General features: G+C 59.0%; 16 protein-coding genes and 2 tRNA genes. 12 read left to right on the top strand and 6 right to left on the bottom strand.

Annotation, left to right across the window (positions count from 1 at the left end; translation table 11 throughout):
* The first annotated feature begins 36 nt into the window (after positions 1–36).
* Together ACJJVH_RS02585 and ACJJVH_RS02580 are read left to right on the top strand one after the other, a co-directional pair.
* Positions 37–534, top strand: a complete 498-nt coding sequence (locus ACJJVH_RS02585) for a hypothetical protein (RefSeq protein WP_412064668.1) — start codon at positions 37–39, stop codon at positions 532–534.
* Positions 535–550: 16 nt separating this feature from the next.
* Positions 551–1,444, top strand: coding sequence for a hypothetical protein (locus ACJJVH_RS02580; protein WP_412064667.1), 894 nt, complete (start codon positions 551–553; stop codon positions 1,442–1,444).
* A gap of 169 nt (positions 1,445–1,613) precedes the next feature.
* On the opposite strand, the gene ACJJVH_RS02575 is transcribed toward ACJJVH_RS02580, so the two are convergent.
* Positions 1,614–1,690: transfer RNA gene (locus tag ACJJVH_RS02575), tRNA-Pro, on the bottom strand.
* A gap of 305 nt (positions 1,691–1,995) precedes the next feature.
* Between ACJJVH_RS02575 and ACJJVH_RS02570 the strand changes: the two genes are divergently transcribed.
* The 6 genes from ACJJVH_RS02570 to ACJJVH_RS02545 all read left to right on the top strand — a co-directional run bounded on the left by ACJJVH_RS02570 (position 1,996) and on the right by ACJJVH_RS02545 (position 6,562).
* Complete coding sequence (locus tag ACJJVH_RS02570) at positions 1,996–2,403, top strand: hypothetical protein (RefSeq protein WP_112796633.1); 408 nt, start codon at positions 1,996–1,998, stop codon at positions 2,401–2,403.
* Positions 2,404–2,912: 509 nt separating this feature from the next.
* Positions 2,913–3,725 (top strand): transporter substrate-binding domain-containing protein, encoded by an 813-nt coding sequence (locus tag ACJJVH_RS02565; protein ID WP_412064666.1) that lies wholly within the window; start codon positions 2,913–2,915, stop codon positions 3,723–3,725.
* 136 nt (positions 3,726–3,861) lie between these two features.
* Positions 3,862–4,530: an amino acid ABC transporter permease gene (locus ACJJVH_RS02560; RefSeq protein ID WP_112796631.1), complete on the top strand. Its 669-nt coding sequence runs from the start codon at positions 3,862–3,864 to the stop codon at positions 4,528–4,530.
* On the top strand, positions 4,517–5,239 hold the full coding sequence (locus tag ACJJVH_RS02555; RefSeq protein WP_112796630.1) for an amino acid ABC transporter ATP-binding protein: 723 nt from the start codon (positions 4,517–4,519) through the stop codon (positions 5,237–5,239). Before ACJJVH_RS02560 ends, ACJJVH_RS02555 begins: the two co-directional genes overlap by 14 nt.
* 537 nt (positions 5,240–5,776) lie before the next feature.
* The gene (locus ACJJVH_RS02550; RefSeq protein WP_412064665.1) at positions 5,777–6,172 is read left to right on the top strand and encodes a DUF6538 domain-containing protein; all 396 of its coding nucleotides are present in this window, start codon (positions 5,777–5,779) and stop codon (positions 6,170–6,172) included.
* A 105-nt stretch (positions 6,173–6,277) separates the two neighbouring features.
* The gene (locus tag ACJJVH_RS02545) at positions 6,278–6,562 is read left to right on the top strand and encodes a DUF2293 domain-containing protein (protein WP_412064664.1); all 285 of its coding nucleotides are present in this window, start codon (positions 6,278–6,280) and stop codon (positions 6,560–6,562) included.
* A 29-nt stretch (positions 6,563–6,591) separates the two neighbouring features.
* On the opposite strand, the gene ACJJVH_RS02540 is transcribed toward ACJJVH_RS02545, so the two are convergent.
* Together ACJJVH_RS02540 and ACJJVH_RS02535 are read right to left on the bottom strand one after the other, a co-directional pair.
* Complete coding sequence (locus ACJJVH_RS02540) at positions 6,592–6,984, bottom strand: hypothetical protein (protein ID WP_412064663.1); 393 nt, start codon at positions 6,982–6,984, stop codon at positions 6,592–6,594.
* 135 nt (positions 6,985–7,119) lie between these two features.
* Positions 7,120–7,194, bottom strand: a tRNA-Gln gene (locus tag ACJJVH_RS02535).
* A 158-nt stretch (positions 7,195–7,352) separates the two neighbouring features.
* Between ACJJVH_RS02535 and ACJJVH_RS02530 the strand changes: the two genes are divergently transcribed.
* Entirely contained in the window at positions 7,353–7,655 is a 303-nt protein-coding gene (locus ACJJVH_RS02530; RefSeq protein ID WP_412064662.1) for a cupin domain-containing protein, read from the top strand.
* The gene (locus ACJJVH_RS02525; RefSeq protein WP_412064661.1) at positions 7,652–8,560 is read left to right on the top strand and encodes an MBL fold metallo-hydrolase; all 909 of its coding nucleotides are present in this window, start codon (positions 7,652–7,654) and stop codon (positions 8,558–8,560) included. The genes ACJJVH_RS02530 and ACJJVH_RS02525 overlap by 4 nt, the downstream gene beginning before the upstream one ends.
* Positions 8,561–8,686: 126 nt before the next feature.
* On the opposite strand, the gene ACJJVH_RS02520 is transcribed toward ACJJVH_RS02525, so the two are convergent.
* Entirely contained in the window at positions 8,687–9,619 is a 933-nt protein-coding gene (locus tag ACJJVH_RS02520) for a DUF1499 domain-containing protein (protein WP_113502676.1), read from the bottom strand.
* A 240-nt stretch (positions 9,620–9,859) separates the two neighbouring features.
* On the opposite strand from ACJJVH_RS02520, the gene ACJJVH_RS02515 reads away from it, so the two are divergent.
* Complete coding sequence (locus ACJJVH_RS02515; RefSeq protein WP_412065121.1) at positions 9,860–10,276, top strand: hypothetical protein; 417 nt, start codon at positions 9,860–9,862, stop codon at positions 10,274–10,276.
* Positions 10,277–10,365: 89 nt separating this feature from the next.
* A complete protein-coding gene (locus ACJJVH_RS02510; protein WP_112796621.1) occupies positions 10,366–10,644 on the top strand; it encodes a hypothetical protein in 279 nt (92 codons plus the stop codon).
* An 11-nt stretch (positions 10,645–10,655) separates the two neighbouring features.
* Here ACJJVH_RS02510 and ppdK read toward each other — a convergent pair whose 3' ends face one another.
* Positions 10,656–13,322: a pyruvate, phosphate dikinase gene (ppdK, locus tag ACJJVH_RS02505; protein WP_412064660.1), complete on the bottom strand. Its 2,667-nt coding sequence runs from the start codon at positions 13,320–13,322 to the stop codon at positions 10,656–10,658.
* A gap of 292 nt (positions 13,323–13,614) precedes the next feature.
* Positions 13,615–14,937, bottom strand: a complete 1,323-nt coding sequence (locus ACJJVH_RS02500) for a hemolysin family protein (RefSeq protein WP_112796617.1) — start codon at positions 14,935–14,937, stop codon at positions 13,615–13,617.
* Between the last annotated feature and the right edge of the window lie 29 nt (positions 14,938–14,966).

Genomic DNA, 14,966 nt, shown 5'->3' with positions numbered 1-14,966 from the left:
GAATGGTTGTACTGATGTCATTTTGGGGAGGCATGAATGGTTTTTGGTAAAGGGCAAAGCGCGGACACGAACGGGGGGTGGCAAAACCATCATCGGCGCATGCGGAGATGGGAAAAGCGAAGCCTAGATGCTCTCCGAAATTTGCCTGAATCCGATTTTCAGGACGCCATAGATTTCTCACTGGCTTACTTTTTATGGTGTCACTCGTTGTTTGAATGGCTCCACGAAGACGGCGCGATGGATAAGGCAGAACTGTCTGAAAAGCTCAATCGCTATCCGGTATGGCCGCTTTGCAGGGACATCGATAACCGGGTCCGGCATTTTGATCTCCGGCATAGACCTACAGATAAGGACTGGTCGGCTTTCCGAGAATACTTGCCGTTTGAATCTCAGATCGCGGGCAAGGAGAGGCATGTTGCCAATATCATGTTTGATGGAAGGAAATGGCGCATCGATGAAGCGATTTTTGCAGCGTCAAAGATGTGGGATGAAATACTTCATGATCTACTGAATGAACCACGCGTAGACGCGTGACACCAAGGCGGGGCACATGACGTACTTCAGCGAAAAGGAAGAGGGTGAACGTCCTCAGGAAAAGGAAGAAATAGGTGAAGGGGCTTGGGGTGGCATTAGGGCGCTTATCACAGCCCGAATAGATGATGGCTCGTTCGGCGCGACCTACCCTATTTCGTGTGAGGACGGGCGAGGTCCGATAGGCAGCGACGCGGATACTCTTTGGCAAGCGATGCGGGCAGAAATTCCGAACCTTCAAGGGCGTATGTTGCCGCCCTGGTACCACGGAGAAGACATGCCACGAACGCTGGATGTCCTCGACATGATCCAGTTTTGCTGGCGGTGCATTGGAAAGCCGGTTCAGGTTAGTTACCACCAATATTTTCAACACCATCATCTACGCTTCGACGTCGAGGAGGGGCGCGAAAACTTCCGAATAGACGTTAATAGGATTCTCCGACGTAACGGCCTTGCCTACGAACTCAAGGAAGATGGCAGCATTGAACGTCTACTCCCGCCGGTACTGCGGAAGGCACTTACGTCGGCATATTTTCAAACTCTCGATTCAGAGCTTAATCGCATGCTGGAGGCAGCGCGGTCGAGGATTATCGACCCAGATGAGGAAATACGGCGAGAAGCATTGGAAAAACTTTGGGACGCATGGGAGCGACTGAAGACGCAAGGTGCTGGTTCCGACAAGAAGGTGCAGACGAGCGCTCTTCTTGATGCCACTGCGGGTTCATCCTCTCCAGTGCTCCGAAAGGCATTGGAGAACGAGGCTCATGAACTCACCTGGATCGGGAACAATATGCAAATTAGGCACTCGGAGAAGGGTAAGGAGCGCGTCGCGAAGGTAGAGCACGTTGATTACCTTTTCCATCGGCTCTTCAGCCTAGTTCAGGTAATTCTTCGGACAAATGAAGGGCTTTAATGTGCAATGCGCATAGGCCAATTGCCGCTGACGTCAGCCGATGCATGTGAGTAAGGCGACGAGCCCTGACCAACTAAGGGAAAGGTATCGTTAGGTATTTCGTTAGATGGAAAATTTCGGGAAATATTAGCAACCCTGATTTTCGGCAACGATTACCGAGGGTTACGACTGGTCGGAGTGGAGTGATTCGAACACTCGACCCCCACGTCCCGAACGTGGTGCGCTACCAGACTGCGCTACACTCCGTGACCAGCGCGGGTTCTATAGACCAGCCATTTTTGATGCACAAGCACCAAATTCAAAAAAAGCATCGGATTTTTGACGAAAAGATTACAGCCGCATCTGCCCAGAAAATCGGCAGGAAACAGAGGCTGAAAATGTCGGCGTGCAAAAGACGCAACAGATTAAGTAAAATCCCGCTTGTACACGCGGATGGGAATTTTCTTTTGCCGGCTTTGGCGTTAAAGCCCTAGGCGGGACAGGTGGAAACGTCGTGGGACAGCGCGGCTTTTCCGCGACCGTATGCGTGACAGAAGCTCAAGGACGACACGATGAATATCCGCATGATCACCGCGGCTGGACTGTTGCTGGCGCTGGCCGGTTGCAGCACCACGACGACGACAACGACAGCAGCCCTGCCGCTGCTTGCTAAGAACCCCGTTCAGGATCGCTGGCAGGGCCAGTCCGCAGGCCGCTTCTTCGCAGCCTACGGCCCGCCGATCGCCGACCGCGACGAAAGCGGCAACCGCGTCTACACCTGGCGCGGCGGCTACAAGAACGTCACCGTCGTCAACAAGGACGGCAAGAAGACCGGCAAGCGCTCCCTCAGTTGCAAGGCCGACATCGTCACCAACCAGAGCTACGAAATCCGCTCGGTCCGTATCCTCGGCGACCAGCCGGGCGTCAGCGGCCCCTCCTACTGCGCCGAACTTCTGGCGCCGCCGGAAAAGGCGGGCTGAAGCCGGAGCTTCATCACGAGACAATGCCGGCGGGCGGCCTGCGAGGGCCGCCTGCTGCCTTTGCAGGCTTCAACCAGCTGCCGAGGCAATTTCATCAAAGCTTTTCGGCCGCGGCCGATCGACAGCGGTACTCACATCTGCATTCGGCGCTGCGAGGCAGTTGCGGACATAGTCGCTGTCGGCGATCAGGATCATTCGATGCGGTCGCGCAATTCGGGCGCAGCTTCAATAGCCTTGCGCCGCCAGAAAGGTCTCTCAGACTTTTCCACGATAGGCTTCAGACTCCAGCGCTCGCATTGCGACACTGGTTTCATTCAAAAAGCGAATTCCTGCTGCCAAGCCCGGCCGGAAGCGGCGCGGCATCGCCAAATTTGTTTCCGATCGACCCTTGACCCATCAACGATGTCGTTAAATATATTAGTCGGGAGATGCTTACAAATAAGCTTACGCGCCGTGAAAATCGTTGCGGTCGCCCAGGCGTATGATCTCCCGCCAGAAGGAGAGCCCCCTTGAAAAACAAAACATCCATCGCATTGGTCGCCGCACTGGCTTCCGGTCTTGCAACCATCGTTTGCACCGCCTCCACCGTCGCCGCTCAAGATGCGACGAGCATCGTGGTCGGTGCCGATACGACCTTTCCGCCTTTTGAAAGCGAGAAGGACGGCACGGTTACGGGATTCGACATTGACATGATCAATGCGATCGCCAAGGCCGAGAACATGACGGTCACGTTGAAGACATTGCCGTTCAACGGCCTCATTCCGAGCCTGCAGGCCGGCTCCATCGATGCTGCCGTCGCGGGTATCACCATCAAGGCCAGCCGGTTGCAGAACGCCAACTTCAGCAATGCCTACTATAAGTCCGGCCTGTCGGTTCTGGTGAAGAAGGATTCGAACATCAACAGCTTCGACGATCTCAAGGGCCATGTCGTCGCAACCAAGAAGGCGACGTCCTCGGTCGACTACCTGACCGGCCACGGCTTCTCGTCCGATTACATCAAGCAGTTCCAGAACATCGATGCAGCCTATCAGGCGCTGGAAACCGGCGGCGCGGACGCTGTCATCTTCGACAATCCCGTCAACATCGACTTCAAGGCCAAGCACGACGATGTGAAGACGGTCGGACCGCTGCTGACCGGCGAATATTACGGTATCGCCCTCAGCAAGACGAAGCCCGAGCTCGTCAACAAGATCAATGACGGCCTGGACAAGATCCGGAAGAGCGGCGAGTACCACCAGCTTTTCGTAAAGTATTTTGGCGGCGATACCAGCGGCGAGGTCAATGAGGCCCTCGACCCGGCGAAAGTCGCGCTTTCGGAATAAGATCCGCCGGCGCGATAGGGCCGACGATATTTCAACCTCCCGAAAGTCCTGGGATTGATCCATAGGCCGCGCGGCATAAACTGGGTGCCGCGCGCCTTGCTCATCCTCGATAAAACAAAGAAACAGGATGCGATTCATGGACGCCATTTGGCAAAATCTACCTGTCATCTTGAGCGGCTTGCTCCTGACCATCGAATACTCGCTCGTCGCTATCATCCTGATGGTCGTCATCGGCCTGGTGGCGGCGCTCATGCGTCTTTCGAAGGTCGCACCGCTAAGGTGGATCGCTACAGCCTATGTCGAGATTTTCCGGTCGACACCGCTGCTGGTCCAGCTCTTCTTCATCGTGCTGGGGCTGCCGGCAATCCTGCCGGTCAATGCCTGGTTCGGGCAGCTGACCTATCCGATTCTCGCAGCCGCCTTCACCCTCAGCCTGAACGAAGGCGCCTACGTCACCGAGATCGTCCGCGCCGGCATTCTCGGCGTCGACCGGGGGCAGAAGGAAGCGGCAGCAAGCATCGCGATGACCGGCTTCCAGACGATGCGCTATATCGTTCTGCCGCAGGCCTTCAAGCGGATGATCCCGCCATTGGTGAACCAGGCGGCACAGACCATCAAGGATACCTCGCTGCTGGCGCCGGTCGGCATTGCCGAACTGGTCTACAAAGGCGAGATCGTGATCTCCGAAACCTTCGCGTCCTTCACAATCTGGGGCTTCGTCGCGGCACTTTATTTCGTGATGATTTTCTCCCTGTCGAAGTTCTCGTCGTACATTGAGAGGAGGCTTCAAGTTGATAAGCGTTAAAGAGCTTCACAAATCCTTCGGGCAACACGAGATCCTGAAAGGCATCACCACGCATGTGGAAAACAACGAGGTCGTCGTCGTCATCGGGCCATCGGGAAGCGGTAAAAGCACCTTCCTGCGCTGCCTGAACGGACTGGAGACGCCAACCAGCGGCGATATCGAGATTGCCGGAATGATGCTGACCGATCCGAAGACCAATATCCACAAGCTGCGCCAGCATGTGGGGATGGTGTTCCAGCAGTTCAATCTCTTCAAGCATCTGACGATATTGGAAAATATCACGATCGGGCCGCGCAAGGTCAAGAAGGTCGCACCCGAAGAGGCCGACCGCGTGGCGCGCGAATTGCTGGCAAAAGTCGGTCTGACGGGCAAGGAAGCGAACTATCCCGACGAGCTTTCCGGCGGCCAGCAACAGCGTGTCGCCATCGCGCGCGCACTGGCGATGGGGCCTGATGTCATGCTCTTCGACGAGCCGACCTCGGCGCTCGATCCGGAAATGGTGGGCGAAGTGCTTCAGGTCATGAACAATCTGGCGCATGAGGGCATGACGATGGTCGTCGTCACCCACGAAATGGGCTTCGCCCGCGAGGTGGGCCACCGCGTGATCTTCATGGATCACGGCCAGATTCTTGAAGAAGGGGCTCCCCAGGAGCTCTTCTCAAATCCGCAAGTAGATCGCACGAAAAGCTTTCTGGCGAAGATACTTTGAACAGGAGGCCCGCTTCACGGCGGGCTCTCATTCCGGATGGCGGCAAGCTCTCGGCCGGAAGGCCGGATTTAGCGGGGCGAACAGCAATCGACGGGTTAAGGCTGCAGGACAGAACGAGCTGCGGGCGCGGGCCGGTCATTATCTCGATGCAAGGAACCGCCGCTGCCAGTCCGGGCGGGGATCATTTATGGCGCGCGTCTCGCAACAATCCGACAAGCGCCACCATCAATATCACTCCGAGGACAAATCCGGCGCTGCCTCCCCAGATCGCTCCGTGCCTTCCACCCGCAAGCGCACCGACAGCACCTCCGATCAGGAGCAGGAGAAACGGCGGCAAACAACCCATTACGATACATCCTGACGAAAGGCAGGCCTCACCTGGAATGACCCCGATGTTATTTCAGCCGGTGGATATGGCTGGGGCGCCAGAAACAAAATCCAACTTTTTCTAAGCATCTGATTTCCGTTACTTTATTGTTTTCATTGCTCTATTTTTTTCAAAAGTTGTAACACATAGACCTTCCACATGGGGCAGCCATGGCACGATTAAGCTACATCCTTCGGCGCGGCGCAAGCTACTATGTGCGAGTGCGCGTTCCTCTCGATCTCGCCGAGGTGATCGGCAAACAGGAACTTGTGAAGGCACTCGGCACGAAGGACGAGACGGAAGCCAAGCGCCGTATGTGGCCGATTGTGGAGGAATGGAACCGGCAGTTTGTCGATCTCCGCGCCCGTCAACAGATCACCGACAACGACAAGGCTGTAGCTGTTTGGCAGCACCATGAGACGACGATTGATCGCCATGAGCAGGCATGGCAGCACATGCCCACCAGGCCGACATTGACGCAGCGCTTGCAGCAGCCATCGAGCGTGAGAACATCGATATCAGAGCACCCCTCGCTGCCATGGACGTTAGCCTCGATGTCATGGTGATGAAACAGGCGCGTGAACGGAGCAGGCCGGCCAAGGCGCTCGCCCGAACTCTTTAAGGTAGATCAAGGCCCGCTTCGGCGGGCCTTTTCGTTTAGATGGATCACAATGGGGAAATTCTCACCCGAGACAATCGAGAAGCACATACGGCGCAAGCATCCGGGATGCCCTGATTTTGCCATCGCGTTCTTTATTGGCGAAATCACTAAAAAGGACTGGCAAGGTGCGTCGATCGGCAAGGCGGTCGGCATCACCATGCAGAATGTGCTTCGCCATAGCATGACTGACTATGACCAGATGCTTCTCGCTGGCGTCGAACGAGAAGGGGCACGGCGACGTATTCAACCGAAGATCAACGTCATGATAGCGACTTGGAAAAAGCCGGCAGACTAAAACAAAGCCTGCCGGAGAAGATCGGCGGGCTATTTAAATATTTCCCGCAAGTCGCTTATAAGCTCCCACTCTGCAGTCCGCGTTCGAAGGTCCAAGACAAGACGATAGGATTTAAGATCAACTATTCTAGTTGCTATCACCAGCTGTCGCTTCCCCTTTAGCGGGAGAAATTGTTTCGACCGAACACCGGCTCTTAGGCACTCAAAACGAACGAACTGCTCAGCCAGGATGTAGTCAATCTCCATAGGCTTTTCGCTTTCGGCCTTTGCGGCATATCTTGCCATCGTCGCTTCGGGCGAGCCATATCGCTCAGAGAATTTTCGTCTAAGAAGTGCCGGATTCACCTTATGTTCATTAGCGACTTCAACGGCGACTAATTCGTAATTTTGTCCGCGTTCGACCTCTCGCAACAGGTCGCTCAATGCGTCCTCAATAGCTATCACTTTTCCACCTATCCACATTTCCTTGAAAAGCCCATGTGGAACATTCACAAAGCTGCAACACTTAGCTTTTTCTAAAATTTATTAAGAAATTGATTTCATTGATAAAATAAGCCATGGCTGGGGCGCCAGGATTCGAACCTGGGAATGCCGGTACCAAAAACCGGTGCCTTACCGCTTGGCGACGCCCCAACAAAGGAAAAGGCTGTTATCTCAGCCAAATCGGCGTCTGATTAGCAAAGGTCGCTTGCCGCTACAATGACTAAGTTATGCGCGGATGCATATTTCTGTGTGCTTTTCGGGCGTCTATGATAGGTCTTGCTGCACTGCATCGCGAATGAGGAGGTCCGATGAGCCAGTTTCGCGCCCGTCCGCCGGCCGTGCCCACCGTGCTTGTCGATGACGCCGTCGTGCGGATCACGCGCTGGGATTTCGAGCCGGGCGCCGATACCGGGCATCATGTCCACGGCCTCGGCTATGTCGTGGTGCCGATGACGGATTGCCGGTTTCTGCTGGAGGAGCTCGACGGCAGCAGGCGGGTCGATATCGCCAGGGGCGCCGCCTACCGCCGCGAGGCGGGTGTCGAGCACAATGTCGTCAATGCCGGCTCCGAGCCGATGTCCTTTATCGAAATTGAATACAAGCAATCATGAGCACGCCCGACTTCGACCTTGCCTTCGAGCCCGCCTACGGCCGCGCCGTCCCCGTCGCACCCGGCATCGAGCGGATGACGGTCAACAATCCCAGCGCCTTCACCTTCCACGGCACCAACAGCTATATCGTCGGCGACTCCTCCGTGGCGGTCATCGATCCCGGTCCGGAGAATGAGGAGCATTTCGCCGCGCTGCTGGCGGCCCTGAAGGGGCGCGAGGTCACGCATATCTTCGTGAGCCACACCCATCGCGATCATTCGCCGCTTGCCAAACGGCTGAAGGCGGCAACAGGGGCGCTGACCGTGGGCGAAGGCCCCCATCGCGCCGCCCGGCCGCTGCATCATGGCGAAGTCAATCCCTTCGCCGAAAGCTCCGACATGGAATTCCAGCCGGATATCGTGCTTGGCGACGGCGAAAGCGTCTCGGGAGACGGCTGGCAGCTGACGGCGCTGCTGACGCCCGGCCACACGGCAAACCACGCCTGCTTCGCGCTTGACGGCACGGGCATCGTCTTCTCCGCCGATCACGTCATGGCCTGGGCAACGTCGATCGTCGCACCGCCGGATGGGTCGATGGCGGATTACATGGCCTCGCTGGAGCGGCTTCTGACACGCAAGGACCGGCTGTTCCTGCCCGGCCATGGGGGACCGGTGAAGGAGCCTGCCTCCTTCATGCGCGGCCTCAGAACCCATCGCCGCATGCGCGAGCGCGCCGTGCTGGAGCGCATCAAGGCAGGAGACCGGCTGATCCCCGACATGGTGAAAGCCATCTATCGCGAAACGGACCCGCGCCTGCATGGAGCGGCGGCACTGTCCGTTCTCGCGCATCTGGAAGATCTGGTGGAAAAGGGCCAAGTGGAAACCGACGGGCCACCGGCACTGCTGGGAGCCTACCGCCCGGCTTGAGCCACGGCGGCTGAGCAGGCCTATCCCGGTGTTCGAACGACGGAACTTCGAGTCCATCCCCGTTCTCCGAGGGCAGATAACGGCACGATCCCCCCTCCCCACGGGGGGATGGGGGAATGCCAGGCCTCAACCGCCGGCGATGCCGAGCAGTTCCGCATCCAGCGCCTTCAGATAGCTATCCGCCAGATCGGCGCTGATGCCGAGATCGTTCTGGCCATAGCGGGAGGCGACGCGAATATCCACCAGCGTCGTTTCCGCCTCTTCGCGCAGGCGGATCACCAGATCGCATGGCAAGCCGAAGATGCGGGTCCGGGTTTCCCCCTGCAGAACGACATCGCTATTCTGGCGGATGAGCTCCGCCACCCCGTCGCGGAAGGGACGTGGCGTCGGCACGGGAATGATATCGGGCACATCCCCTGCCGCAGTATCATCCTGCGCCGGATTGACGCTTTGCGGCCGAGTACGGCGCTTCGATTTCACATTGCCGTTCGGGTCGGCAACATCGGCGCCCTCGGCCTTGACGATGGTGATGTGGTCATCCCTTGCGACCTTGCGCACAGCTTCCAGCACCCGATCGCTCGCCCCTTCATAGCGCCGGCTGATCAGGGCGGGATAGGCGTCGAACTGCGCCTCGCGCTCCTGCTGCGTCACCAGATGGCGCGGCGGCAGCCACATCTGCCTGGCATCCGGCGTCGCCAGCCATTCCGGCGGGTCGTTGAGATCGGTCGAAATCTCGTAGATCGGCGGCCGGGTCCAGTAACGCTCGGCGCCGAAACCGAAAATGGCAAGCGGCAAGGCGGCATAGACGAGCGCTTTGGCAGAGGAAACGCCGCCGATGGCGGCATTTTGCCAGAGCTGGACGAGACCGAGCAGCGCAAGCAGCACCGCAAGAGCGGCGCAGCCGGCGGAAATCAGCAGCAACAACACGAAATACGGCGTTTCCAGCGGCCCGAAGCGATAGCCGACCAACGTCACCCCACAGAGCACCAGGGCAAAGGAAGCGATCAAACGCGCGGCGCGGGCAGCATGTGAAACAGGACGGTCGAAACGAATGGTCATCAAGGGCTCGTCGGCGCGTCGGATCGGGAGCCGGATGCACCGAATCCCAGAAGAAGACTTATGTTTAGATCAAGAAACGGCGAAAATAAATCGAATGTCGCGGCATCGGCGTGCAATGTTTCGACCGGCTCAAACCGGCGGCATCCAGGCCAAAAATGTGAGCGCTTGCTTAAATTCCAAAAAAAGGTCATTCTTTGGCGTTTTATCGAGGCTGTGAAAGGACTTGATGGGATGGAACCGATAGTTTCCCGAGACATCGCTGCCAAGCCGCTGCCGGCATCTGCGGTCGCGGCAACCGATGCGGTCGATCCTGTTCTTCCGCTGGAGCTTCTGGAACTGGAGCTTTCGCTCGAAGGTTTCTCCGGCGGCGAGCCGGGCTTTTGCGAAGCCGTGCGCAACGCCGCTTCCGCCGTGCACGGCGATTTCCTGTTCGATCTGCCGGCGGCGGGGCTGCTTCCCGATTGCCGCAGGCTGGCGGTCATCCGGATTCCCGAAGGGGACGCCACGATGCGCACGCTCTTTGCCGCACTCGACGAAGACGGAGCGGAAATCCGGCTGCTGCAGCCGGACGAAGAAACCGAGCACCTGTTGCGATTTGCCGACGCCTTTGTCGACCTGCTGCAGCGTCTGCCGGCAAAGCCGAAGGAAGCGGCATAAGAGATCGCCTGCGGCCTTAATACGCCTTTCGCGCCACCACGCAGGGCGCTATAATTCGTACGTGCAATCTGCATTCAGGACATCTCGTCATGCGTATCGCCGCCTCCGTCTTATCCCTCCTCGCCATCACGCTTGCGCTCTCCTCCTGCCAGACAGCCGAGGAAATCCGGGCGGCCGACGAAGCGAGATGCAGCGGCTACGGCTTTCGGCGCGGCACGGAAAATTTTGCCAATTGCCTGATGAACCAGGATCTAAGCCGTCGGGCAGACCAGCGCGCCTTCATGGAAAGCGACGATGATTTCTTCTGGGGGCCGACGGTCGTCGTCGGACCGGGATATTACTATCATCGCGGCCACTGGCACCGCTGAGCCGCAAGGAATCAGGTACGCCCCTTGATGGCAGCCTGCGCTGCCGCAAGCCGGGCGATCGGCACGCGGAAGGGCGAACAGGATACATAGTCCAGCCCGATATCCTCGCAGAAATGAATGGAAGCGGGATCGCCGCCATGCTCTCCGCAAATGCCGAGCTTCATGTCGTTGCGCGTGCGGCGGCCGCGCTCGGACGCAATGCGGATGAGCTCGCCCACCCCGTCGAAATCGAGCGATATGAACGGATCGTGCTCGATGATGCCCTTGCGCTGATAGGTCGGGATGAAGGCGGCGGCATCGTCGCGTGACATGCCGAATGTGGTCTGGGTCAGGTCGTTCGTGCCGAAGGAGAAGAACTCGGCGGCCTCGGCGATGATGTGGGCACGCAGTGCGGCTCGCGGCAGCTCGATCATCGTGCCGACGAGATAATCGATCTTCATCCTGGCCTCGGTCATGACGGCGCGCGCGACCTCGTCGATACGAGCTTTCACGTAATCCAGTTCCGACCGCAGGCCGACCAGCGGCACCATGATCTCTGGCACGACCGCGGCCCCCGTTTCGCGCGCGGCAAGCACCGCCGCCTCGAAGATGGCGCGGGCCTGCATTTCGACGATCTCCGGGTAGGAAATCGCCAGCCGGCAGCCGCGATGGCCCAGCATCGGATTGAACTCGTGCAGCGCATCGACCCGCTGGCGCAGGATCGCCGGCTTCATGCCCATGATACCGGCGACCTCGGCAATCTCCTCATCCGTCTTCGGCAGGAACTCGTGCAGCGGCGGATCGAGCAGGCGGATGGTCACGGGCAGGCCATGCATGATGGTGAACAGGCCGGTGAAATCGAGGCGCTGCATCGGCATGAGCTTGGCAAGAGCGGCGCGGCGGCCTGTTTCGTCTTCGGCAAGGATCATCTCGCGCATCACATGGATGCGATCGCCTTCGAAGAACATGTGCTCGGTGCGGCAAAGGCCGATGCCTTCGGCGCCGAAGGAGCGGGCCGCGCGCGCATCGGCCGGCGTATCGGCATTGGTGCGCACCGTCATGCGCCGCGAGCGGTCGGCCCAGGCCATGATGCGCCCGAAATCGCCCGACAGTTCCGGCTGGATCATCGGCACCTCGCCCTTCAGAACCTGGCCGGTGGATCCATCGATCGTGACGATGTCTCCCTTCGTCAGGGTGATGCCGATGCCGATCAGCTTTTCGTTGCGCATATCGATGCGCATGGTGCCCGCGCCGACGACGCAAGGGATGCCCATGCCGCGGGCAACCACCGCCGCATGGCTCGTCATGCCGCCGCGCGTGGTGAGGATCGCCTCGGCGGCATGCATGCCGTGAATGTCTTCCGGGCTCGTCTCGATCCGCACGAGGATGGCCTTGCGGCCTTCCTCCTCGGCAACGATCGCCTCTTCCGCCGTGAAGACGATCTCCCCGGTGGCGGCGCCCGGCGATGCCGGGAGACCGGAGCCGATGACGTCGCGACGGACGCGCGGATCGATGGTCGGATGCAGGAGCTGGTCCAGCGTCGTCGGATCGATGCGGGAGACTGCCTCGTCCTCGGTGATCAGCCCCTCGTCGACCATATCGACGGCAATCTTCATCGCCGCCTTGGTCGTCCGCTTACCGGTGCGGGTCTGCAGCATCCAGAGCTTGCCGCGCTCTATGGTGAATTCCAGATCCTGGACGTCGCGGTAGTGCCCCTCCAGCTGCGCGCAAATTCCCCGAAACTCGACAAAGGCTTCGGGCATCAGCTTTTCCATCGACGGCTTGTCATAGCCGGAGGCTATGCGGGCGACTTCGGTGATGCTTTGCGGCGTGCGGATGCCGGCAACGACATCCTCCCCTTGCGCATTGACGAGGAATTCGCCGTAAAGCTCCTTTTCGCCGGTCGACGGATTGCGCGTGAAGGCAACGCCGGTGGCCGAGGAATTGCCGAGATTACCGAAAACCATCGCCTGGATATTGACGGCGGTGCCCCATGCCTCGGGAATGTTGTGCAATTGGCGATAGGTAACGGCGCGCGCGTTCATCCAGCTCGCAAAGACGGCGCCGACGGCACCCCAGAGCTGAACCTCCGGCTCCTGCGGAAAGGCTTCGCCCAGTTCCTCCTCGATGACGGTCTTGTAGATCGAGACGACGTGCTGCCATTCGACGGCTGTCAGGTCGGTATCGAACTCATGGCCGAACCGCGCCTTCTCATCCTCCAGAATCTCTTCGAAAATCTCGTTGTCGAGGCCCATGACGACATCGGCATACATCTGGATAAAGCGACGATAGCTGTCCCAGGCAAAACGGGCGTCCCCGGCATCGTGACCGAGAGCCTGCACCGTGGCATCGTTTAGACCGAGATTGAGAACGGTATCCATCATACCCGGCATCGAGGCGCGGCCGCCCGAGCGCACGGACACCAGCAGCGGGCGCTCGGTATCGCCGAACTTGCGCCCGGTGATGGCTTCCATCCGCTGCAGCCCCTGCATGACCTGCGGCTTCACCTCGTCGGGAATATTGCGGCCGATCTTGTAGTAAAAGGCGCAGACGTCGCTGACGATCGTCATGCCTGGCGGGACCGGCAGCCCAAGGTTGCACATCTCCGCGAGATTTGCGCCCTTGCCGCCGAGCCGTTCAAAATCTCCGGCGCCTCCCTCGGCCTTGCCGTCGCCGAATGTATAGACCCACTTCGTCATTGTCCCCGTCCAACTCCTCTGGTTGAACTTAATTCATTGAGGCACAAATGAAAATCGACAATTACGGCAAAATGTTGCGCTGCACAATAAATATGGCCCGAAAGCTCCGATTTCAATCGATTGATCGATACCGGACGCTTTCGGGCCATTTCTTTCGGCCTAACCGCTCCCGTGCTGAACGACGCATAGGGCGGACCGAAGCGCATTGCGAATCATTCAGATTCGTCCCTTGCGCCTCGGCTCTTTGATGTGGGCAGGCGTGATTGCAAGCTCCCACACGGTATTGCGCGCCTTAAGCCGGCTCGCGCCGAGCCAGAATCTTGTCGATTCGCATGCCGTCGAGGTCGACGATCTCGAAATGCCAGCCGCCGAACGAAAAGCTTTCGCCCACTTCGGGCAGATGGCCGAGCTGGTAGAGGGCGAAGCCCGCAAGCGTATGGAAATTGACGTCCTCGTCGCCGACGCGCAGGCCGAGCCTTGCAAACGCGTCATAGACCGGCATCATGCCTTCCATCAGCAACGAACCGTCGGCGCGCTCGACCACATCCGGCGCCTCGTTTTCCATGTCGGGCAGATCGCCGGCGATCGCCTCCAAAAGGTCCGTCTGCGTGACGATGCCCTCGAGGCTGCCATATTCGTCGATGACCATGGCGAGGCGCACGGGCGCGCGCTTGAAATTTTCCAGTACCTTGAAGACAGCTGTTGACTCGTGGACGACAAGCGGCTGACGGATGACGGCCATCGGGTTCAGCGCTTCGCCGTTCAAAAGCTGGTCGAGAAGATCCTTCTTCAGGATCATGCCGATCGGTTCATCGATCGATCCGCGTCCGACGAGAAGCTGCTCGAAGCGGCTTTCGCGAATGGTTCTCTGCATTTCCTCCGGCGGGTCGTCGGCGTCGATCCATTCGACCTCCAGCCGCGGCGTCATGATGTCGGAAACATCGCGGTCGCCGATATTGAAGACACGCTCCACCAGATCCTGCTGCGCCTGTTCCAGCAGGCCTGCCTCCTGGCTTTCCGCAATCAAGAGCTTGATTTCGGCCGGCGAGTGCAGCGAGCCTTCGCCAGCACCGGGACGCAGGCCGAAGAGACGGAGAACGAGGTTGCCGAGACCGTTGAGCACGGTGATTGCCGGGCGCAGCAGGAAGAGGAACAGCCCCAGCGGCCGCACGACGCCAAGCGCTGTGCCCTCGCTGCGCTGCAATGCCAGGCTTTTCGGCGCGAGCTCGCCGAGAACGATATGCAGCGCCGTGATGATGACGAAGGAAATGGCGACGGCAATGGCATGCGATCCGGCCGCGGCCCACGTTCCGGGGAGAAAATCGAGCAAGGGCTCCAGCAGATGGGCCAGTGCGGGTTCACCGACCCAGCCGAGGGCCAGCGAGGAAATGGTGATGCCGAGCTGCGTGGCGGCCAGATTGGCATCGAGATTGTCGACCGCCTTCTGCAGCGCCTTGGCGTTCATGCGCCCTTCGGCAACAAGTTCCGTCACGCGGCTGCGGCGAACGGAGACCAGAGAGAACTCGGCCGCAACGAAAAAACCGTTCGCGGCGACGAGCAGCAATACGGCAAGTATTCCGAGAAAATCGAAAATACTGCCTGACGAGTCAGACATACTTCCCTTCCGGGCGGATGAGCGCCCCT

The sequence above is a fragment of the Rhizobium sp. SYY.PMSO genome, assembly GCF_046840415.1.
Classification (GTDB): Bacteria; Pseudomonadota; Alphaproteobacteria; order Rhizobiales; family Rhizobiaceae; genus Rhizobium.
Note: the sequence above shows the minus strand (reverse complement) of the source record. Positions and strands in the feature narration are given on the sequence as shown.